This is a genomic window from Bradyrhizobium sp. USDA 326 (assembly GCF_049739485.1).
Lineage (GTDB): Bacteria > Pseudomonadota > Alphaproteobacteria > Rhizobiales > Xanthobacteraceae > Bradyrhizobium.
In genome coordinates, this window is sequence record NZ_JBMGQA010000001.1 from 1,504,231 (window position 1) to 1,523,873 (window position 19,643).

Below are 19,643 nucleotides of genomic sequence, written 5' to 3' on the forward strand. Positions count from 1 at the left end.
GCATCCGAGCGTGCCGCCCCGACAACAGATCGGTACGCTTCGAACAAACGCCATTCTCCCGCTCCAGCCTTGCGGCTCGGCAGGCTCGGCCAGAGTAGCCCTGTACTTGCGCTCGGGTTGCGCGTTTTCTGGGGTTAAGACGCAGCAATTCTGCGTAAAGCGCGGGAATGCGCCGATACTCGATCGGGCAATGACCGCAAGCCGCGTCATTGCCCGCGATGTGGTTGGTGATCCTAGTCAGCATCAAGGATGCATTCGGCACCGTTGGATGCGACACAGGGTTGATCGCAACTTTGCGTCCTAATATTGGGTGCCCCACTACATTGGTGGTGGGAGCTTGACGTGGGGGTATGGGTTCGGCGAGCCGCGGCTCAACCTCGGATCTCATTTATTGACTGCGCCTTTGGAACGCACATCCTGAAGCACGGTCACGCGGCATGTGCGGCGCAATCATTGATCAGGAACGTTTCGCTATGCTTGAGACACGGGCATCTCGCGCGCCTGTATCAGCTCCTCCACTTACCCGATTTCGCGTCTGACAAACTCCATCGCGATCGTTCAGCGGCTGACGATGCAGAAACTGAACCGCGTGAAGTCAAGCTACTCTCGTATCGTTCGAGAGCGCCGATGACTGCCTGGAATCTCCGTACCTACCAGACGCGCGAGAGAGCGTTGCGTCCGTCTCGTGCCGTGACGTTTGGATCGATATGTGACCCGCTTTGAACAATATTTCCTAAGGTTGACAAGCGCGCCGCATTAGCAGGAGCGCACGAGCTCTTTCGGTGTTTATGAAATGCCAAGGACGGCTCTGGCCAGCGACGGTTACTTGACAGATTGCGTCGGCTAATTGCCGGAATTTGATATGGACGGGACGTGATAAGCGAACAATATCCCATTCGGTACTTGTCGGGCCTCCACCAGCGAAGCTATTTTCGCTCGCGGGGCGTGGCAAGCGGGGCGGAAGTCGGTCGAAGGATTGGCCCGCGAACGCGCTATGTTGACCTTGAGGAAAGAGCAAGTGTCGAGAATGACTGACCTGCCAATGCGTACGGACGGCGCCACGGCCGAGCGGCTGAAGGCCTTGGAAGAGGAGAAGGTAGAGCTGAAGAAGCTTCTGGCTGAGAAACTGCTCGAAGCAGCCGCCCTTCGGAAGCATCTTTCAAGGGAATGATCGGGCACGCGCGCTGCGTCGCGCGTCCGCAGACCGTTCTCTCCGCCCTGTAAAGAGATCTCTTCAAGTGGCCAAATCGAAAGCGAAAGCAGCGGCTGTGGATGATGTCACGCTCGCGTACTGGCTGATCGGAGCTGGAGCAGTCCTAGTCCTGATCGGGCTATTGGGGGTAGTGGCCTTGCGCAGGCTCGAGGCGAAGGCGGGGAGAACGCGAGAGTTGGCAGGCACGACTCCTGGTACAGCACGCTTGCCAGAAGTTCTTGATCACTAGCGCGTGAGCAGACGGTTCGCCTGTTCGCTGGCGACGCGGCCGCGCCATCCTCGTCCCGGCCGAATCCTCGGATGCCGAGAACGCGCCGGACTACCGTACACTTGAGATGCTGCGGCGACGATAGACTTCTCCTCCGCGTGACGGCCGAAGCGCAGCCAATGCTCGATCCGCTTCACGATCCAGGTCAGCTCGACATGAGTGAGAGCAACACTGCGCCGATGCGGGGGCGACAACCTCCTTCTCGCGGCCGAGAGGATGCTGGATGATATTGACGAAGTCATCCGGTGTTACCGTGATCTTTCCCTGAGCCTCGTTCAGAGTAAGCCAGCCATACTGGTCCATCCCGGCGCCCTGATTGCTCCTCGGCGCTACGGCTACGATCGCAAAGTCCAGGCTTCGATTATTGAGGAACAATCGGGCCGGCTCGAAAGCGAAGAGTTGCGGTTGAGGATTTGGCGCAAAGCGATTTTGTTCATAATCCATCTGAATGAAACAAGTCGCGGCCTGCTCTTGCGTACGAAGCACGTGTTCATTTGTCAGGACAACACCGCTGCCAATGAGAAAGCCGGTCCCACGCGCCCGAAGACCTCCGCCCGTATCGATGAGAATGCGGCCGACGCGCCGGCTTGCTTGTATGCCGCGAAGCCATGGTGTCGTCCTAAAGGCTAGAAGACGTTTGTGAATTGCAGAAGGAGCTTCGCGAAGTGGCCCGTGCAAACGATACGCTCGTCTCAGTTATTCCGGACCTTCCGGAGTATGGCCTTGAGAATGGTCAGAAACGCTGTCGGGACGGCAATCCGCAGCTGCGATAAACAAACAACTTGGCTCAGTGCTCTAAACGAAAGGTTGTGTAATCGAGTATTCGATGTATCGTAGTCGAATACAACTATGACTTTTTATCGCTCACCATGATTGCTGTCATACGTTTTTCATATGCCGCAGTCGTTCGCTTTGCAGCGCTGGGGATCGTTCTTTCGGCCGTCGCAGCGACGTCTTGTCTAGCGAGAGCCGGCAACAGCTGGCCCGTCAAGCACGAGCTCATCGGCAAGGACGGCAAAAAGTCCAAAGACGTCAGCGGGATTGCGTGTACGGAGGGGCATGGATCTCCCCGCTACTGCCTTGTGATCGATGACAATTTGCAAGAGGCCCAATTCGTAACCCTCAAGCAGGGCAAGCTTATAGCAGGTGAGCCGGCCAAGCTCATCGACAATACGTTCAAGCGCAAGCCGGTCGAACTCGATGGCGAGGGTGTCGCGTTTGGCAGTGGCCGGTACTATGTCAAGGACGGCGCAGGGACTTATGCAGTCTACTCCTGGGACGGCCGGACGGAAAACGTCAAGTTGCTATCCGAAGTACCTTTTCGCTCCTCCCGGAAGCCGGAAGCTCTGCTGCCTTTGGAAAAGCGCGGCTTCGAGCTGCGCGTCCTGATCTTGTTCGACGGCGACAAGGAAGGCTCTCCAACTCCGGTCAATGTCGCCGCGCCCTGATGCATCACGCGTTGAGGATCCACATGAGACTGCTTTTCTTGGTCGCCATCGCCCTTTTGGTTCAGAACGATCGCGTTCTGGCTTGGGGCCAGGAAGGTCACTCGATCGTCGCCGAAATCGCGGCGCATTGTCTGGACCAAACGACCTACGATAGTATTCGAGCCCTCCTGAAGACCGACCTTTTGCCCGATGTTCAAGACGGCCACGTGTCCCTGGGATCCATTGCGAGTTGGGCAGACGACTATCGCGCTGAGCACGAAGAAAGCCGCAACTGGCATTTTGTGAATATCCCTTTCGAGCGTGGCACCTATGATCCTCAAGTCGATTGCAGGCCGGATTCGCGGTATGGTGATTGCATCATCAATGCCATCGAGCGACAGCGTGTAACGCTGGCGGACTGTGAAAAATCGCCGGCCGAGCGCACTGCCGCTCTGAAATTTATCGTTCATTTCGTGGGCGACATTCACCAGCCCTTGCATGCCAGTGAGCGAAACGGTGACCATGGCGGCAACGACGTCGTCGTGAGCTTTTTCGGAAAGAGCGCAAAATTGCATGCGGTCTGGGACACCGATATCATCCTGCGCACCGTCTATGCGTGGGGTGCCTACGTCACCCGCCTCGAAACCAAATGGTTGCCGGGGCGCGACCTCTCTGGATTGGATGGTGGCACGCCGGTTGATTGGGCCCTCGAGTCGCACAAGTTTGCACGCGATGTCGTCTATGACATCCCCGATGGCGCCGTCCTTGAGATGAACTACTACAGCCGGGCGCTTCCTGTCGTAGATCGCCAGCTCGCGCTGGCCGGTTTGAGGCTCGCGCAGCTGTTAAAGGACACGCTGAAGCCCACGGCATCGTGTCCCTAATCGCTTGCCGCACTAGCCATTTGGGGAGATTATGAATGGACATATCCCGTGCTGCCTGCTTAGGAGCACTGCTGGTGCCCGCACTTCTCGCCGGCGTCAATGCACACGCGCAGCAAAGCACTGAATGCTCTCGAAATGCCTTTTGCTACTGCGTTCATGATGACCTCAAGAAAGCGATTTCCGCGCGGGTCGACGAGGTCCGCGCCCGCATTGCGGCCCAGCGGGCCCAGGGCAAAGCGATCGGCTATCTAAGCATTCCGATCTCGACCGTCGCCGGCAGCTATTTTGGCGTCAATGCTAAGGTTGCGGCCCGGACCAAAGAGCGCGTCGAGGATCGCTTCGGGGTTCGCTCTCTGTGGCTATTGAACACTGCCGCAAAGGAGTTTTCGCTGCCTGGTTCGGCCTCGGGCGCCGACTACATGCTAATGTGGACCCGTATCCTCGAAGGCGAGGACGGGCTCGGGCGCGATTTCGATTTCATCTATTTCGCTGGCCCGTCGGATTTCGCTGAGTTCTTCTCCTTCGATGGCCGCTCCGATCTTGAAAAGCTGGAGCAATATTACGACGGCCTACGGAAGACTGAGACGGGCCTTGCTACCGTAAACAGGACCGAGTTCCGCAACTACCACGGTCTTCGCGCTTCCGTTTCCTTCAGCCTCGGCTCTCACGATGAATGGAGCATCGTGCGCAAGATCAATGAGCGGCGGAAAGAGGAAAAAGATGGGCAGGACGGTTTCGGTGTCGCAAGGCAGGTCGCGCTCATGTTCAATGGCTCGGGTGTTGCGCCGGGGCTTTTCGAAGCGACAACAGCGAGCGGAAACGAAAGCCAGTGTCCGCTGCCGCGACAGACAACCACAGAAAAACAGTAGGTGCATGCGGCTCTTACGTATACTCTGCAATCCGGCAGTGGGCGGGCTGCTTATCGTTTCATTGGTGTTCGTATCTGGCCTCTCACGAGCGTCTACGCAGCAGGTTGACAATCCGGGCCTGACCGAGCCCGAGCAATGGGTTTGGACGGAAGTGCTTGAAGGACGGGCAGCTAACCTAAACCAACACTGCGGGACTGGCGATTTAGATCCGGCCGTAGGGGATGCGACGTGGGATGAGACTTGCCGCGCTATCAGTGCGGTGTTCATCAAGAAAATTCTAGTAAGCAAGCCTTGGCGCGACGAGTTGCCTCGTCGATTTCTCATGATCGGGGCTCGGATAAAAGACTCACTCGACCTTACAGACGAAAGCGTTGGTGTCAGCGTTGTACTGTATAAAAGCAGATTTGACGCGCCGGTCTCTCTTCCAAGGGCGAATTTTGCTGGCTTACTTGACCTTAGCGGTTCGCTTTTCGAGCGTGGGATTGTTGCAAACTCCATACGCGTCAAAAGCGATCTTTTCCTGCGATCCGGCGCGGTCGTGCGCGGCGATTCGTTGAATCTCGTGACCGCCCACGTAGATGGAGACATGAGTCTAAGTGGTTCGACCCTCGAGGCTGGCTTGGTTGCCGACGGTCTCCAAGCAAACAGAATCCTCTTGAATCGGACAACCGTGCGTGGTGGTCCTGTACGGTTCACGAATGTCGAGGTTAGGGCGAACTTGGTCTTGCGTGATGCGACGTTGGAGCCTAAGTTCGCCGCTGGTTCGCCTGATGAATCAATCAATTTTGATAGCGTCAAGATCGCAAAAAGCTTGGACCTTCGTGGCACGTCAGTGCGACATGGCAGCGTCTGGCTCGTGAGAGCTGAGATCAACGGCAATATCGAGTTGGAAGGTTCTGCCTTGGCTGGCTTCATCGCCGACAATGCGCAGATCGGAGGCAACCTTCAAATGCGATCGGCGATCCTGGCCGGTGTGCCACGGATCGACTCGAGCGATATCAAAGGAAACATTGATCTGAGTGCGTCCAAGTTGCCAAGTTTGGACCTCGTGAACTCGAATGTTGGAGGAATTCTTCGCCTCGGTTCGGATGCTCGTGATGCCCCTCAGTGGCAAAGCAATGGAATGTTGAACCTGAACGGCACGCGCACCAAAGTGCTGCAAGACCGCATGAGTTCTGGCCGCGAAAGCTGTGAGCTGAGCGACAGCTGGCCGAGCAAGCTTAACCTCCAGAGTTTCAGCTACGAGCAATTGGGAGCGAAGCCTGGACATGACCTGCGAGCACGAGATGCTTGCTGGTACCGCAACTGGCTCGAGCGGGATCCCTATTTTTCGCGCCAGCCCTATCAACAACTCGCGCGCGTCTTGGAAACTCAAGGTGACCCTGATCGAGCGAATGCCGTACGTTACGCCGCGCGTGACCGCGAACTGCGCGAGGCATGGCGGAAGGGGGATTTCGGGAGCGTGGCCCTTCTCGGTCTGCTCAAGATCACGATCGGCTACGGGATTGGCGAGTACACGTTCAGGGTGCTTTGGTGGATTGGAGGGGTGGCCCTATTTGGCATGCTCGTGCTGGTGTTCTCGTCAAAGGCGAGGAAGAGCAAGCGAGCAGACTGGAAGACGCCCCGGCATTTCGGCCTAATTTGGCCAATTTGGTGCTTTGGCGCCAGCTTGGATCAGCTCTTGCCGATAGTGGAACTAAACAAGGAATTCTCCGACTTTTTCAACGACCCGAAACGGGAGAGATTGGACAACAGTCAGCATCTCTATTTCGGAGTCCAGGCTTTGATCGGATACCTGCTTGGGCTAGCGCTCGTCGCGGCACTCTCCGGTGTGACACAGGCAAGTTGATGTGTCGGCAACAACTGCGAGCGGCTGCTACATGTCGACGTGCATCCATGTTGTCGGCCAGGCCTATCGACTTTGTTGTCGGCTTCCCCTCACAAAGTGCACCCGAGGGACGATCTTGCCGGTTCACGGGCTGTAACCGGACATTCCGACGGGCTACAGCCCAAAGACTAGTCGGGAGGAATCCACGTCCAGATCGGCCGCGTTGATCGTTGGCATTCCGCTACTCTCTCTCGTGATGGTTCTGGCGACAGTGGGCACCCCTATTCATGGCGATGGACCTGTTCGCGCTGCGCTACTGGAAGCCATCGACCTGGTCGAAGCCGGATATTGTGCTGCTGTTGCCGGCTCTCCTGATCGGTATCGGATGCGGCTATCTGCTATTCCGCGTGCTAGACCATTGCGCCGTGGCGATCGTGATGGCAGTCGTCACCCTGATCTATGTCAGCGTGTGGTTTGTCGGCGGTTCGGAGGTGACCGTTCGTCCGCATTCGTCGCCGAAAGCTGTCGCTGCGGGTTTGGCCCCAGGCGTTACGACCATAGTTGCGCATTCGCGCGGACCATATATCTGCTGCCGCCTAAGCAAGGAAGTCGACGTCGGCACGACGAGCCTAATCATGCTCAATCCTGCCAGTCCGAGCGTCAAGCGGGCGAAGGATATGCTACAGCAAGCGGCGACTAGACTCGGCGTGCAGTTCAACGTGCTGGAGTCCAGTAGCGATGCCGAGATTGAGAAGGTTTACGCCACGCTCAAGCGGGGCAGCCCGCTTCTGATCGGCGCCGCCCATGTTCGCTCGCCGTCCTCGTTGATTGCGCTCAGCGCCAAGCACGGCATCCCCGCCATGTATGACAATGGCGAGTCTGCCGATGCCGGCGGCCTACAAAGTTAGGGCCAAGACACCGAGAGCAGTTGGGAACAGGCCGGCTTCTCCGTCGGACGCATCCTCAAAGGCGTCAGGCCGGCAGAATTAGCGGTCCTGCAGCCACGAAATTCGAATATGTCATCAAGCTGAAGACCGCCAGGGCGCTCGGCATTGACGCGCCGCCGGCGATGCAGGCCCGCGCTGACGAGTGATCGAGTAGCGATTGATGTCTGCTGTTGGACCATCGCGGCAGCGCCGCCCGCCGCCTAGACGTGAGCTGTGAGGGTAGACCGGCGCAACCCGAGATCAGGCCCAACCAGACGCGCGCTTAACTATGCGCAACTCAAAGCCTACTTGGTGAAACACCAGCTGCTATAATCGGGATTATTTGGTGATCCCATGCTTGACCATAAATTTAACAAACAGCGGGCCGGTTTGTCCGCGACTTGGCGAGCCGGGCCGACCCTTTTAACAAGCGGAGCCTGCTCGATGGGCCTCTCGCTACGAGAAAGGGCCTCCCAAGACCAGGCCCCTACCGCTCGTTTTACCAGACAACCGGAATTCTTCTGATCAACCTGACAGTGGCGACGCCGACTAGCCTGGTCATTCGGGGCTGCCCCGATCGGGTAGACAATTGGACTTGCCGCATTCGGCCTCACGCGCCTGTTCGGAAGCGCAATGACGGCTTCGTGCCTGTGGGTCCGTGATCTTCGAGAAGGCCCGCAACAGCCTCAACGTCTGCAAATCCCTCTTCGGTGGCTTTCATCTTCCCTCCGGCGCAACTACACGACCGAGTCCACGTGACAGCTCACCAAACTCAGGTCACTTCGACTTATCCCTAATTTGGGCACCGCAATGGTCTAGGCCCGTATTCATAAATCCATCGGCCGAACGACGTCCGCATTACCGTCAGAAGCGGGCGAAAGAGCTGCGCCGGACATGTCGGCTACGGGCCAAAAAGCGCAAGCCCGCATTCCTCTGCAGCTCGCTTCGCACGCCGCAACGTGCTTTCAAGAAATACGACATAGCAGTTGACTCTTTCTGAATACACTTTCCGATGGCGCGGACTTGATGACGCGCCTAAATGGTTTGCGATGCGCAATACGGCGCGGCGCGATATCGCCGCGGGAGGCAACATGGGGAACGCCCTTGTTGTACACGCGAAACGTCTGCCTCAGTCGCAAAAAGCGCTACGGGCGGCGCAGTATGTTCGCATGTCGACGGATTACCAGGAGTACTCGATTGAAAATCAGGCCGTGGTCATCGCGACCTACGCCGAACTTCACAAACTAACCATCGTCCGTACCTATCGTGACGAGGGAGAGAGCGGCCTCAAGATCGAAAACCGAGTGGGGCTTACAGAACTGGTCGAAGACGTGCAATCGGGACGCGCTGATTTCGCTCATCTGCTTGTCTTCGACGTGAGCCGGTGGGGACGCTTTCAGGACGTTGACGAGAGTGCGCACTACGAGTTCATCTGCCGCAAGGCGGGCATCAAGGTTGCATATTGCGCGGAGCAATTCGACAATGACGGAAGCCTTCTTGCCAGCATCATGAAGAATATCAAGAGAGTGATGGCGGCTGAGTTCAGTCGGGAACTCTCCGCCAAAGTGTTTGCAGGGTCAGTCCGATTGACGCATCGCGGCTTCAAAATGGGGGGCCCTAGTGCTTACGCGTTGCAACGACGTCTCGTCGACGATCAATGCAGGCCGAAGGGCACTTTAACGATCGGCCAGCGCAAATCTTTGCTTACCGACCACGTCAGGCTTATCCCTGGCGCGCCCGACCAAGTCGAGATCGTGAAATGGATTTTCCACGAGTATCTCCGTCACAAATCGCAGGCGGCCATTGCCCGAGAGCTCAACCGGCGAGGGATTGTGAATAGCCAGGGAAGACCGTGGCTTGGAAAGGCGGTCGGCGATCTCCTTCGAAACGAAGCCTATGTTGGCGTTTTGACCTACAATCGCAAAAGCAAGAAACTTGGTGCCAAGGTCACGCGCAACCCGAGGGAGCTTTGGATTAGAAAGGAGGATGCCATCGAACCTATCATCCATCGCGACGTATTCCGGCGCGCGCAAAAGGTCATCGGCGAGGAGCACGTCAGCATTCCCGAGGCCGAGATGTTACTTCGCCTTCGTAAGGTCCTGATGAAGAAAGGCAGGCTTAGCAAGACGATCATCAATTCAAGTCCAGGCCTGCCGTCCATGTCTTCGTATCTTGTGCACTTCGGCACGCTGCGGAACATCTATCGTCTCATCGGGTACAGCGGCAATCAAGGGTGGTTTGACAAGCACGCCGCGCATCAACGATGGGTAGCCCTGCAGCTCAGCAATGCTGCTCGTCTTCGAGACGATTTCGAGAAACTTGGTCGCCATGCCACCCTCAATACTTCGACTGAATGTCTTCGAATCGATAATGCCGTGAATGTCGTCTTTCGGGTCGCAAGATGCCGCAACTACAGAAACCGGCCCTTGCGCTGGACACTGCAATACCGCGTGAGGTGGCCGAAGGGATGGGTTGCCGCCGTCCGGCTGGACGAGAAGAACGAAGCGATCTTCGATTATGTCTTGATGCCCTCCGCTTGGCTCACCTTCAGCCGCCGCATGTTCTGGTTCTCCAGGGAAGTCTATAAGGGTCGCCCCATAAACCGCTTTGAGACGTTCGAAGCGCTGTCACGCTTCCTCATCGAATGCGTCGGCAAGGAAAAGCCTTCGTGAGTCTAACACCGCAGATGAAGAAGCCGTTGAAGGCGGCAACTCGCCACGCGACATCGCAGCTGCCTTGAACAAGAAAGGCGTACCCGGGCCACGTGGCGGCGCCTGGAACGCCTCGACCATTGACGGTAGCCGCAAGCGCTTGAACGGCATCCTTCAGAATGAGCTGTACGCCGGGCGCATCATCTGGAACCGACAAAGGCCCCGTGGGTCGGTCAAAATCCCCCGGGTATGGTCACTTGAAACTCCCCCACCTGGTGATCGGCTGCGGATCGGCTGAACAGCAGTAGCCGGTCAGGCAGGACGTTTATGTTCGCCCCCTTTAGCCAGCAAGGGGCCGGGGAGTTGAACGTCTTGAAGCGACATCTGCAAAGCACCGTACTTACATTACTTGATCGCAACACCAGCCAGCGCGAGATTCACCGGCTGACGGGTGTCGATCGCAAGACGATCCGGCGTTACCGGGCGCTGCGGGCTGGTGCGGAGGCAAATTCCCCCGGGGAAGTGACCACCGGCTCGGTGAGCGTGGACGGCCAAATTCCCCCACCCCGACCACCGGCTTTTGGGGCATCGGAAGCGACGGTCACCAGCAGCCTGGCCCGTTCGGCTTGCGAAGCGCATCGGACGTGGATCGAAGAACAGGTCCGGCTGAAGCGGAACGCGCAGGCGATTTACCAGGACCTGGTTGATCAATTTGGCTTCCCGTCCAGCTACCAGAGCGTCAAGCGGTTTGTGCGCCGGTTGCGGCACGCTGATCCTGAGCAGTTTGATCGTCTTGAGTTCCTCCCCGGCGAGGAAGCCCAGGTCGACTATGGCGAGGGCGCGCCGACGGTTGATCCGAAGAGCGGGCGGTACCGTCGTCCCCGCCTGTTCGTGATGACGCTGCGCTACTCGCGGCGCAGCTTCCGGCGGGTAGTCTGGAAGTCCAGCCAACAAGTCTGGGCGCAGCTCCACGAAGAGGCGTTCCGGTATTTTGGCGGGGTCCCCAGCTATGTCGTGCTCGACAACCTGAAGGAAGGCGTCCTCAAGCCGGATTTGTACGAGCCCGAGCTCAACCCGATTTACAGCGCGATGCTGGCTCATTACGCCCTGGTCGCCGATCCCGCGCGGGTGGCCGATCCCAATCGGAAGGGATGCGTCGAGAATGCGATTCAACATACCCAGGGCACCGCGCTGGCCGGACGGCGCTTCGAGACGCTGGAGGCGCAGAACGAGTTCTTGAGGCACTGGGAGGAGAACTGGGCTTCCAAACGCATCCACGGCAGCACGCGCCGTCAGGTCGAGGCGATGTTCCAGGAAGAGAAACCGCACCTGCGGCCGCTGCCTGTCGCTTCCTTCCGCATCTTCACTGAAGTCGTCCGGACCGTCTGCGACGACACCACCGTACGCGTCGACAACAGCTATTACGCCGCGCGGCCCGCGCCGATCGGCAGCCAGGTCGTCGTGCGCATCTACACCACCACGATCGAGATCCGTGATCGCCACACCCGTGCGCTGCTGCGTGTTCATTCCCGGATGGCGCACCCCGGTTCTGTCGTCCTGCCGACCAGCGAACGGCCGTTCAACCCGTCGCGGCAAACCGCCGTGCTGCTGGCGAGCGCCGAGCGCATCGGACCGCAGACCAGGGCCTTGTGCCAGCAGGTGTTCGACACCGAAGGGCGCCCCGGACAGCGCGCGATGTGGGGCATTGTCGGGCTGGGCCGGAAGTATCCGGCGCGGCTGGTCGAGCAGGCCTGCGCGCACGCCATCGACAACCGCATCTACCGCTACAAGCACGTGCGTGCGACCGTCGAGCGGTTGTTCGAACAGGCGATCGAGCAGGTTGGAGTGACGCCACAGCCGGCATCGCCGCTCACCCAGGATCATCCGCTGATCCGTACCCCCGCGGAATACGGCGACCTCTTCAGCCGCGCTGTGCGGCGCGACGCCGACGATAATGGTCGGCAGGCCGAGGCTCACGACGATCACGCCACGGCAATCCGCGCTCGTGTCGCCTGCGCAACCCCGGCCAGCTCCGGCGCCACGAGCGCTCCCGCTGCACCTTCTCACCCTAAACTGGAGACCCAGCCACATGATGACCATGCCGGAAATTGAGCGTTGCCTGCGACAGCTGCGCCTGTCGGGCGTCCGCGACACGCTGCAGACGCGCGTGCTGCAGGCGCAGGGCGCCAACCAGCCCTTCCTCGAGACCTTCTCCCTGATCCTACAGGATGAACTGGACCGTCGTCAGTCCCGTCTTATCGAGCGGCGATACCAGCAATCCGGGCTCGACGAAAAGCTGACGCTCGCAGAGTTCGACTGGTCCTTCAATCCCAAACTGCCACGTCAGACCTGCTTCCAGCTCCACACCCTGGCGTTCATTGCCGCTGGCGAGAACGCGCTGCTTGTCGGCAAACCTGGCACCGGGAAGTCGCACATCGCCAAGGCGATTGCCTATCAGGCGATCCTGCAAAGCCACAAGGTCCAGTATCTTGAGACCGATGACTTCTTCCACCGCAACGCCCTGAGCCCCATCGCGCAACGCGAGGTCCGGCTGCGAACCATCATCGACTGCGATCTCCTCGTGCTGGACGATCTGTTCCTCGCACGCGCCATCCCCGACGACGCCGGCGCCTTGCTGCAGACCCTGATCCATCAGCGCTACAAACTGCGCCGCAGCGTCATCGTCACCTCCAATCGCATCGTGCAGGATTGGGGGGCATACCTGGGGGACAACACCATGAGCACGACGATCCTCGATCGCCTTATGCATCATTGCCATCTGCTTGAGTTCGACGGACGCAGCTATCGGCTCAAAGAAGCCGCTGAAGCTCTTGCCCGGGAAACAAACTCGAACTAACAGTCCCTTCTGTCCTGCCTCGCGGGTGGAGGATTTTGACTGACCACACCCGGAGGAATTTGAAGTGACCCGCGGGGCAAAGGTTCATCAAAGACCCGGAGACCGCCAAGCGTATCAGCCGCGTGAAGCCGCGCGAGCAGTGGATGACTGCTGAGGGAAGAAATCTGCACGCGGCATAAAGGAAACTGGTCTCTGATAACCGGCGCACGGTGCCGCGCGAAGCGACTGAAGCCACGGTTCTAAAGGGCACCGAGCAGATACTCGCGGTCTGCTGAGATCACGCGTCGGTTTCTTCAAGCTCGGCGATGCGCTTGCGCAGCGTAGCGACTTGGCGGCGCAGCTTCCATATCTCGTCGCCGGCCCAATAGGCGCCGCGCTGGGCGATTTCCTTGCGAACGTCGTTCGCTTCCGCGATCTCGCGGCGGATGACGCTGTCAAAGGCTTCGATGATCAGGTCTCGCACGGGTTATTACCACTTTTAGGAGCGTGCCGAGGCCATCAGATGCCGGCTTTTGCCGGCCGCGTTGCTCAAATGCGTAGATCGCTCCCTAGGGAGCGCTCTACGATCGTCAGTTACGCCTTCGGCAAACTGCCGGCGCGCAAGATGGCTTCGCACCTTGCTCGGACGCTTTGATGCTCGGTGCGCATGTGCATCGAGTAGATTTCCTCAAGCCCAAGGAAGACGTCTTCTACCGCTCCGGAGCCGCGTGCATTTTCGAGATCCTTTTCGACCCGCGCCAAAATCTCCAACTCTTTGGCGCAAGCTCTGTCTGCCTTCTTTTTTGTTACCGCTTTCACTGTCGTTTTCTCCGTCGATCTTTCTGAGATCGAGGTAGTCGTCCGGAGCCAGAACTAAGCAACGACAGGCGCTCCCTCGCGTCTTTACGCTTGCGCCACTGGACATATGCGCGAGGACTCAGGACTTTGGGGAAAACGATTACGCCTGCCGTACGAGGTTTTCTGGACCTCATCGCGACAATAGGAAATGCGGTTCGGCCATGTCAACGTTTAAGTTGTACTGTTTGGTATAACACGTAAGAGTCATTAATTATATCGACACACAAAGGTGCACCGGGTTTGAATCGCGCGATGAAGCGCAGAATCAACCGAACTCCGCAGATTTGGACGGAAAGCGAAGCTGCTCAACTGCTGCGTTGCTCGACGAGCCACGCGTGACATCTGCGGCTCACTCGTCAGCTCGGGTGTTATCCAGGCCGCCCCGGCCTCTCACAAGCCGATCTGGAAGTATACGGAGATCATCAGAGTTCGAATGCCCGGAACAGCCAAGGGGTACGCCGGCGTACCGTCGCTTCGGCAAGTGGCGGACCCACGCGATACGGTCGCCTTCCATTCGATCCGCCTGCCGAGCCAAAGTCAGGCTTCAACATCGGCAACCACCTTTAACAGTTTAGTCCTGAGGGCCGCTGCTTCCGGATCGGCGCTTGGACGTTCTGCGGTATGCTTCATGCGACGGTTAGCCAGGTGGGCAGTTTAAACGTGGGCGGGTAGCATTCGGTGACTACCTCGCTGCAGAAGCATTGCGCAATGCTTTCCGGCCGCTGTGTGGGGTAGCGGCAGCGCCAGATCGTGCATTCGGCCTTCCCAGGCGGTCCAGTCGCGCTGCTGATTGGCTGCTCCGACTGCGGCGGCAATGTCTCATTTTCGGCCGTCACCGCCCGCACTGCGGCTCGCGTGAGCCAGCCGGTCGTTATGTGCAAAGCTCCAAAAGAGCACGCCTGCACCGGATCGAAGAGCTGAACGATCAGACACTGATCGGCATGGTTGTCTTGTGTACAGGTATCGGCTTTTCTACGGCGCGGTGATGATCGGTCCCGGTGGCGCCGCCGGCTATGGCCTAGTCGGCGCTATCATCGGAGCACCGGGCGGTTTCATCATCAATGTCAGCTGCCGGCTGTTTGGGTGATCCTGCAACGGTCACGCCGCCGACACAAACACCGGGAAATATCCCGGTGTTACAATCAATGATCGCAGGGAGCCAATGCCGCCGCTGCTCAAGCCAGTCGTCGCCAATCTGGCGCCCTCCGGGTCCGACTTTACCGTCTACGATGAAGAGCACACGATCACGTATTGGCGCCTGCTCGACGCCAATGCCGAAGGCGCTGACTGGCGCGAGGTATCGCGGATCGTCCTGGGTATCGCCCCAGACCGCGAGCCCAAGCGGGCCCGGCAGGCGTTTGAAACCCATCTTGAGCGCGCGCTATGGATGGCTAACAGCGGATACCGTCAACTGCTGCGAGGCGGGCCTTCGAAGGCTCCGTAACGGCCGAGAGTGCGGACAGTCTCTTCGAGCAAAACGGCCGGCGGAGGTCATCCACCGCCGGCCATCTTACGCTGCCTTGGGCTGGGGGGCTGATTAGGCAGCGATAACAGTGGCTGCAAGCCTGCCGAACGGCGGTTAATAACCTACTAACCAATTAGGGCGGGCTCCGGATCATTCAAAGGCCGGAAATGGGCGGCCTTGCGTCTTGGGGCGAGCCCCATTGTAATCGGCATTCAGCGCAGCATGGACCTGGCGCGGCCAAAATGTTCGGATGGGGACGATCAAAGAAGTCGGTTCTGGCCTCTGCCGAAGAGCCTATAGGCGATCTCTTCGAACCTCTGACGCCCCTGTCAGCCCTCGACAGGCTGCTTCCGCTGTACATCAAGGAAACCGATGAAGGCCGGTTGGTCTACCCTGCCTGCAAGCGTGGACTGGGCGACGCCGACGGGAATGTGCGTGCCATCTGGGAGCACACGCGGCTCGAAGCCTGCCGCTACGTGATGATGGTGCCGTGGCGCGACGTAGATCTTTTGGTCAGCGCCGTCCGCCAGGCCGAAATGATGGATGCCTTTCTCAGGCAGGCTCCGCACGAAGAAACCGTCGCCGGCTTCAAGGGCGTTCCTGTTGTCGATTATCCAGTTGCGATCATGGCGGGCCTGAATTGGCTCGATCATTGCGCCTTCATCGGCGGCGTCGACCCTGACAAGTTCAGCCGAACGAGACGAGACTTTCGACGGCTCGTGGTGCTCGCGCAGCAATGGTGGGCGATCGAAAACGCTGGACCGCGCTGCTATGAGATGCTTGCGAACTGTCAGGTCCCGCCGCTGATGTTCTATCTCATGTGGCAGAGCTATACGCGCTTGGCCAAGGAGATCGCGATTGCGGCGATATACGGCTCTTCGCTCGATCGCACCATCGAGCGGCCCGACAAAATGCAAGCTGCGCTCTCTGCTCTGAGCGAAACCGCAGCCAGATTAAAAGACGCTTCTGATCCAGACGATTTGGTCCGTCGATAATAGCGCCGCGGCTTGCGCGCTTAGATCAAGGGCGAAACGAGCTCGACCGTGGCAGTCAAATCTTTGCGAAAGGCTGGTCGAACAAGAGCGGAACGTCCTGAAGATCTTCGGCCCGTTCCGCCGCAAGCCTCGGATAGTACACGTCGACGAACCCGCTGGATCGAAGTTCTGAGATGAATTGGTCACGGTGCTGGATCTACGGTAAGCGTAGCTCTGCGGCCCTTTTGATTGACGCTTGAAGTTTATTTGAGCCGCGCGGCGCGACGCCGCGGCTTCCAAATTCCGGACAATGCGTTGACGGCGGCCTCGAGCGTCTTCCGGTCGACGACGTTGGGATCGAACTGTTCGGGCCCCCAGAGGCGCATATTCTCATGTTCTGGATGAGTAGGGTCGCCGATGGCGTCGAGGTAGTCGGCGTAGCCTGGTGCACCGCCGACGTCCTCCGGAGGACAACGACCGGCAGCCTCGAGCAGGAGCGGTAGTCCCTCTATCGTCGTGTTGTCGAACCATTTTTCGAGTTTGATCACATGGTCCCAGCTGTCGCCGAAGTCATAGAGATAATGGATCGTCTTGGCGCCTGTCTCTTGAACGATATCGTAGAGCCGCGCCTTGCGGGCATCGATCGGCTGGGGGCCAAAATCACCGTCGGGATCAGGGATACCCCAACGCCCTTCGGCAGCTAGGAACTCGAAGAGGTGGCTGTTCGTCCAGCCAAACGCCGCCTGGAGCGTCAGATGCAGCCGATCAAGGCGTAGGGTGACGGGTACGACAAGGCAACGCATCACCTCCGGCTTCACGTCCTTGAGGGTTACCCTGATCCGGACGGCGGTCGTGTTCAGGCTCATGCTGCCAGCCTCGGATCGTGCGCATGCATCGTGTAGGTCGACGCCCAGGGAAGCAGTTCGTCCAGTCGCGCCGCAGGCCAGCCGTTGACGAGCTTTGCGAGGACGTCAGAGAGCCAATGTTCGGCGCTGATGCCACTGAGCTTGCACGTTTCAATGAGCGAAGCCAGCAATGCCCAATTCTCGGCACCCTCGTCGCACCCAGCGAACAGGGCGTTCTTGGCATTGAGCTTGATCGGCCGCATCGCACGCTCGACCGCATTCGTGTCCATCTCGATGCGCCCGTCATCAAGGTAGAGCGTCAAGCCGTTCCAATGACGCAGCGCATAGCGCAAAGTCTTCGCCGTGTCGCTTTTTTGCGCAAGGTGATCAAGCGTTGCCTCAAAAACACTGCTTCAAGGCTGCAGCCAGCGGCCGGGCATGCGCTTGTCGGCCCGCGCGGCGCTCGGCATCAGATCGGCCGCGGAGGGCTTTCTCGACCGCATAGAGCTGGGCGATGCGCGCGAGGGCCTCACGGGCAACCGGAGCCGGTGCCGGCGAAGCCTCGCGCTCGATCTTCACAAACTGACGCCGTAGATGCGACCAGCAGAACGCGAGCGTACCGGACAGAGCGTCCGCACGCGTCTCTCGTGTCATGGTCTTGTAAGCCTCATAGCCATCGCAATGGATGATGCCACGGTAGCCTTCGAGCAGCCTCAAGCCATGAACAGCGCCGCGGCCCGGTGCATAGGCATAGATCACCCCAGGTGGGTCAGGTCCGGCCCAAGGCCGGTCATCGCGCGAGAGCGCCCAGAAGTAGCCGGTTTTGGTCCTGCCACGCCCCGGATCCAACACTGGCGCCGGGGTCTCATCGACACAAAGCTTCGGGGACCCGAGCAGAAGCTCGCGCAGACGATGCCACAAGGGCTTCAATTCCTGGGCGGCGTAGCCGACCCAGAAGGCGAGCGTGGAACGGTCGATGGCGATACCATGCGTCGCCAGCATCTGCGCCTGACGATAGAGCGGCAAATGCCAATGATACTTGGCATCAATTACATGCGCGACGAGACGCTCGGTGGGCAGTCCCCCCTTGATCAATCGCTCGGGCGCGGCGTGCTGGAGGACGACGCCATGACAGGCGCGGCAGGCCAGTTTGGGCCGGCGGGTGACGATTACGCGATACTGCGCCGGTACGACGTCCAGCCTCTGGCTCTCATCGTGACCAATCTTAACGAGATCGCCTTTGCAGGACGGGCAGCAGGTTGCAGCCGGCATCAGTGTTTCAACGATGCGTGGCAAATGCTCCGGCAACTGACCGCGATTGGCCCTGCGCTCGGCAGCTCTCTTCTCGCATGTTTTGGGATTGGCACGATCCTCGGCTGCTTCGAGAGCCGCGACGGCCTGATCGATATCCTCCAGAACAAGCTGGAGCTGATCAGCGTCAAGCTTTTCGGAGGATCGACCGAACTGCGCATCTTTTGCAAGCTTGAGCAACCGCTCGAGCCTGGCGCAGCGCTCCAGCAGAGCCGCGGCAAAGGCACGCAACTCGGCTGGATCGCTCGGCAGCACATCAGGCAAATCACTCATTGGCCCGAGTCTGCCATGCTTCGCGCCCCGATGCAGCGAAGATTTTATGCCCTACGCAAGTGCTTTCGGCTGCGGGATTCGAGGTGCGTGCATGCGTGTCCAATCCATGCCGGCCAGAAGCGCCGACAGCTGCGCGGCGTTCATTCGCATCACACCGTCAACAACCGGCGGCCATTTGAAGGCGCTGCCCTCAAGCCGCTTCCAGTACAGCACAAGGCCACTGCCATCCCAAACGACGATCTTCACCCGATCGGCACGCTTCGCACGGAAGACCACTGCCACGCCCTTCATCGGATCGTGGCCCAGCGTCTCCTTCGCCAAGAGTGCCAAGCCATCCGCGCCCTTCCGGAAGTCTACAGGTCGGGTCGCAACATAAATCATGAGGCCAGCCGGAGCCGTCAGCATGAACGTGTCCGGCGTAATGCCACAAACACATCACTCAGCACGGCAAGCCCAGGTGTTCCGCGCACCTCCACCCGTGCCCCCAGGAACTCAATTGTAATAGCGGCAGCCTCCGGCGATCCGGAGGGCGCGGCAGCCGCCGGCAGCGACGTCTCCGACACCAAAGGCACGAATGATAGTGTATCCACCGAAGCCGGCAGCACCAGTTGACCTGAACGCGCCCGGCGCCGCCAGTCATGCACCTGCTGCGGCCGGCGGCCATGGCGGCGTGCGATATCTGTCACAACCGCACCTGGCTCGAGGCTCTCCGCCACAATCTGTGCCTTCAAATCATCCGGCCACTGCTTCCGGCCTGCGCCAGCATACACTTCGATACGCTGCGTCACCGGTCGTCTTATGTCGTCCGAATGGTCGTCCATTATGAGCACCCTTGCCGAAGATGACTCTTCTAACGGTGCTCCGAAGGCTGCGCACAGACAATCTGAAGGGCCTCGGCGCTACGCTTACGATCTACGTCCGGGACGATCGGCCGTTTGGCGGCGCCGTAGGCATACGATGAAGACCGCCCGATTGCCGCGTGCGCGCGGGCCCGGCGAGCTCTATGATGGCGTTG

The 19,643-nt window shown here is 59.2% G+C and carries 17 protein-coding genes and 3 pseudogenes; 12 read left to right on the forward strand and 8 right to left on the reverse strand.

Going from position 1 to position 19,643, the window contains the following annotated elements; all coding sequences use genetic code 11:
• The first annotated feature begins 1,027 nt into the window (after positions 1–1,027).
• A complete protein-coding gene (locus ABIG06_RS07170; RefSeq protein WP_424578113.1) occupies positions 1,028–1,171 on the forward strand; it encodes a hypothetical protein in 144 nt (47 codons plus the stop codon).
• Between the two features lie 267 nt (positions 1,172–1,438).
• Here ABIG06_RS07170 and ABIG06_RS07175 read toward each other — a convergent pair whose 3' ends face one another.
• Both ABIG06_RS07175 and ABIG06_RS07180 read right to left on the reverse strand, forming a co-directional pair.
• A complete protein-coding gene (locus ABIG06_RS07175) occupies positions 1,439–1,723 on the reverse strand; it encodes a DUF2840 domain-containing protein (RefSeq protein WP_424578114.1) in 285 nt (94 codons plus the stop codon).
• Positions 1,719–1,967, reverse strand: a pseudogene (locus ABIG06_RS07180) (hypothetical protein); the annotation flags it as partial. The pseudogene ABIG06_RS07180 and the gene ABIG06_RS07175, both read right to left, overlap by 5 nt.
• Positions 1,968–2,350: 383 nt before the next feature.
• Here ABIG06_RS07180 and ABIG06_RS07185 point away from each other — a divergent pair.
• From ABIG06_RS07185 to istB, 9 genes and pseudogenes are all read left to right on the forward strand, one after another.
• Complete coding sequence (locus tag ABIG06_RS07185) at positions 2,351–2,929, forward strand: hypothetical protein (RefSeq protein ID WP_424578115.1); 579 nt, start codon at positions 2,351–2,353, stop codon at positions 2,927–2,929.
• Positions 2,930–2,952: 23 nt separating this feature from the next.
• Positions 2,953–3,792: a S1/P1 nuclease gene (locus ABIG06_RS07190; protein WP_424578116.1), complete on the forward strand. Its 840-nt coding sequence runs from the start codon at positions 2,953–2,955 to the stop codon at positions 3,790–3,792.
• 35 nt (positions 3,793–3,827) lie between these two features.
• The gene (locus tag ABIG06_RS07195; RefSeq protein ID WP_424578117.1) at positions 3,828–4,661 is read left to right on the forward strand and encodes a hypothetical protein; all 834 of its coding nucleotides are present in this window, start codon (positions 3,828–3,830) and stop codon (positions 4,659–4,661) included.
• A gap of 4 nt (positions 4,662–4,665) precedes the next feature.
• On the forward strand, positions 4,666–6,510 hold the full coding sequence (locus ABIG06_RS07200; RefSeq protein ID WP_424578118.1) for a hypothetical protein: 1,845 nt from the start codon (positions 4,666–4,668) through the stop codon (positions 6,508–6,510).
• Positions 6,511–6,715: 205 nt separating this feature from the next.
• Positions 6,716–7,121 (forward strand): annotated as a pseudogene (locus ABIG06_RS07205) (sulfite exporter TauE/SafE family protein); the annotation flags it as partial.
• A gap of 1,280 nt (positions 7,122–8,401) precedes the next feature.
• Complete coding sequence (locus ABIG06_RS07210) at positions 8,402–10,087, forward strand: recombinase family protein (RefSeq protein ID WP_424578119.1); 1,686 nt, start codon at positions 8,402–8,404, stop codon at positions 10,085–10,087.
• Positions 10,023–10,364 carry a recombinase family protein gene (locus ABIG06_RS07215; RefSeq protein ID WP_424578120.1) on the forward strand — a complete coding sequence of 114 codons (342 nt, stop codon included), beginning with the start codon at positions 10,023–10,025 and terminating at the stop codon, positions 10,362–10,364. The genes ABIG06_RS07210 and ABIG06_RS07215 overlap by 65 nt, the downstream gene beginning before the upstream one ends.
• Positions 10,365–10,393: 29 nt before the next feature.
• Positions 10,394–12,178 carry an IS21 family transposase gene (gene istA / locus ABIG06_RS07220; RefSeq protein WP_424578121.1) on the forward strand — a complete coding sequence of 595 codons (1,785 nt, stop codon included), beginning with the start codon at positions 10,394–10,396 and terminating at the stop codon, positions 12,176–12,178.
• Positions 12,156–12,923: an IS21-like element IS1631 family helper ATPase IstB gene (istB, locus tag ABIG06_RS07225; RefSeq protein ID WP_424578122.1), complete on the forward strand. Its 768-nt coding sequence runs from the start codon at positions 12,156–12,158 to the stop codon at positions 12,921–12,923. Before istA ends, istB begins: the two co-directional genes overlap by 23 nt.
• A 277-nt stretch (positions 12,924–13,200) precedes the next feature.
• On the opposite strand, the gene ABIG06_RS07230 is transcribed toward istB, so the two are convergent.
• Both ABIG06_RS07230 and ABIG06_RS07235 read right to left on the reverse strand, forming a co-directional pair.
• The gene (locus tag ABIG06_RS07230) at positions 13,201–13,386 is read right to left on the reverse strand and encodes a hypothetical protein (protein WP_424578123.1); all 186 of its coding nucleotides are present in this window, start codon (positions 13,384–13,386) and stop codon (positions 13,201–13,203) included.
• A gap of 110 nt (positions 13,387–13,496) precedes the next feature.
• Positions 13,497–13,721 (reverse strand): hypothetical protein, encoded by a 225-nt coding sequence (locus ABIG06_RS07235; protein WP_424578124.1) that lies wholly within the window; start codon positions 13,719–13,721, stop codon positions 13,497–13,499.
• A gap of 1,201 nt (positions 13,722–14,922) precedes the next feature.
• On the opposite strand from ABIG06_RS07235, the gene ABIG06_RS07240 reads away from it, so the two are divergent.
• Both ABIG06_RS07240 and ABIG06_RS07245 read left to right on the forward strand, forming a co-directional pair.
• Complete coding sequence (locus ABIG06_RS07240) at positions 14,923–15,204, forward strand: DNA -binding domain-containing protein (RefSeq protein ID WP_424578125.1); 282 nt, start codon at positions 14,923–14,925, stop codon at positions 15,202–15,204.
• A 263-nt stretch (positions 15,205–15,467) separates the two neighbouring features.
• On the forward strand, positions 15,468–16,220 hold the full coding sequence (locus ABIG06_RS07245; protein WP_424578126.1) for a hypothetical protein: 753 nt from the start codon (positions 15,468–15,470) through the stop codon (positions 16,218–16,220).
• 242 nt (positions 16,221–16,462) lie between these two features.
• Here the strand turns inward: ABIG06_RS07245 and ABIG06_RS07250 are convergent, their stop codons facing one another.
• The 4 genes and pseudogenes from ABIG06_RS07250 to tnpA form a co-directional block, all read right to left on the reverse strand.
• Positions 16,463–17,065 (reverse strand): plasmid pRiA4b ORF-3 family protein, encoded by a 603-nt coding sequence (locus tag ABIG06_RS07250; RefSeq protein WP_424578127.1) that lies wholly within the window; start codon positions 17,063–17,065, stop codon positions 16,463–16,465.
• Positions 17,062–18,628: pseudogene (gene tnpC, locus ABIG06_RS07255) on the reverse strand (IS66 family transposase). The gene ABIG06_RS07250 and the pseudogene tnpC overlap by 4 nt, the downstream one beginning before the upstream one ends.
• 51 nt (positions 18,629–18,679) lie before the next feature.
• On the reverse strand, positions 18,680–19,033 hold the full coding sequence (gene tnpB / locus ABIG06_RS07260; protein ID WP_091898177.1) for an IS66 family insertion sequence element accessory protein TnpB: 354 nt from the start codon (positions 19,031–19,033) through the stop codon (positions 18,680–18,682).
• On the reverse strand, positions 19,027–19,449 hold the full coding sequence (gene tnpA / locus ABIG06_RS07265) for an IS66-like element accessory protein TnpA (RefSeq protein ID WP_424578128.1): 423 nt from the start codon (positions 19,447–19,449) through the stop codon (positions 19,027–19,029). Before tnpA ends, tnpB begins: the two co-directional genes overlap by 7 nt.
• Positions 19,450–19,643 lie beyond the last annotated feature (194 nt).

What these genes read in the sequence shown, in the direction of transcription:
- ABIG06_RS07185 (WP_424578115.1), top strand. Translation starts at nt 2,351, where the DNA reads ATGATTGCTGTCATACGTTTTTCATATGCCGCAGTCGTTCGCTTTGCA.
- ABIG06_RS07195 (WP_424578117.1), top strand. Translation starts at nt 3,828, where the DNA reads ATGGACATATCCCGTGCTGCCTGCTTAGGAGCACTGCTGGTGCCCGCA.
- tnpB (WP_091898177.1), bottom strand. Translation starts at nt 19,033, where the DNA reads ATGCTGACGGCTCCGGCTGGCCTCATGATTTATGTTGCGACCCGACCT.
- tnpA (WP_424578128.1), bottom strand. Translation starts at nt 19,449, where the DNA reads ATGGACGACCATTCGGACGACATAAGACGACCGGTGACGCAGCGTATC.
- ABIG06_RS07190 (WP_424578116.1), top strand. Translation starts at nt 2,953, where the DNA reads ATGAGACTGCTTTTCTTGGTCGCCATCGCCCTTTTGGTTCAGAACGAT.
- ABIG06_RS07175 (WP_424578114.1), bottom strand. Translation starts at nt 1,723, where the DNA reads ATGACTTCGTCAATATCATCCAGCATCCTCTCGGCCGCGAGAAGGAGG.
- ABIG06_RS07170 (WP_424578113.1), top strand. Translation starts at nt 1,028, where the DNA reads ATGACTGACCTGCCAATGCGTACGGACGGCGCCACGGCCGAGCGGCTG.
- ABIG06_RS07245 (WP_424578126.1), top strand. Translation starts at nt 15,468, where the DNA reads ATGTTCGGATGGGGACGATCAAAGAAGTCGGTTCTGGCCTCTGCCGAA.
- istA (WP_424578121.1), top strand. Translation starts at nt 10,394, where the DNA reads ATGTTCGCCCCCTTTAGCCAGCAAGGGGCCGGGGAGTTGAACGTCTTG.
- ABIG06_RS07250 (WP_424578127.1), bottom strand. Translation starts at nt 17,065, where the DNA reads ATGAGCCTGAACACGACCGCCGTCCGGATCAGGGTAACCCTCAAGGAC.
- ABIG06_RS07240 (WP_424578125.1), top strand. Translation starts at nt 14,923, where the DNA reads ATGCCGCCGCTGCTCAAGCCAGTCGTCGCCAATCTGGCGCCCTCCGGG.
- istB (WP_424578122.1), top strand. Translation starts at nt 12,156, where the DNA reads ATGATGACCATGCCGGAAATTGAGCGTTGCCTGCGACAGCTGCGCCTG.
- ABIG06_RS07200 (WP_424578118.1), top strand. Translation starts at nt 4,666, where the DNA reads ATGCGGCTCTTACGTATACTCTGCAATCCGGCAGTGGGCGGGCTGCTT.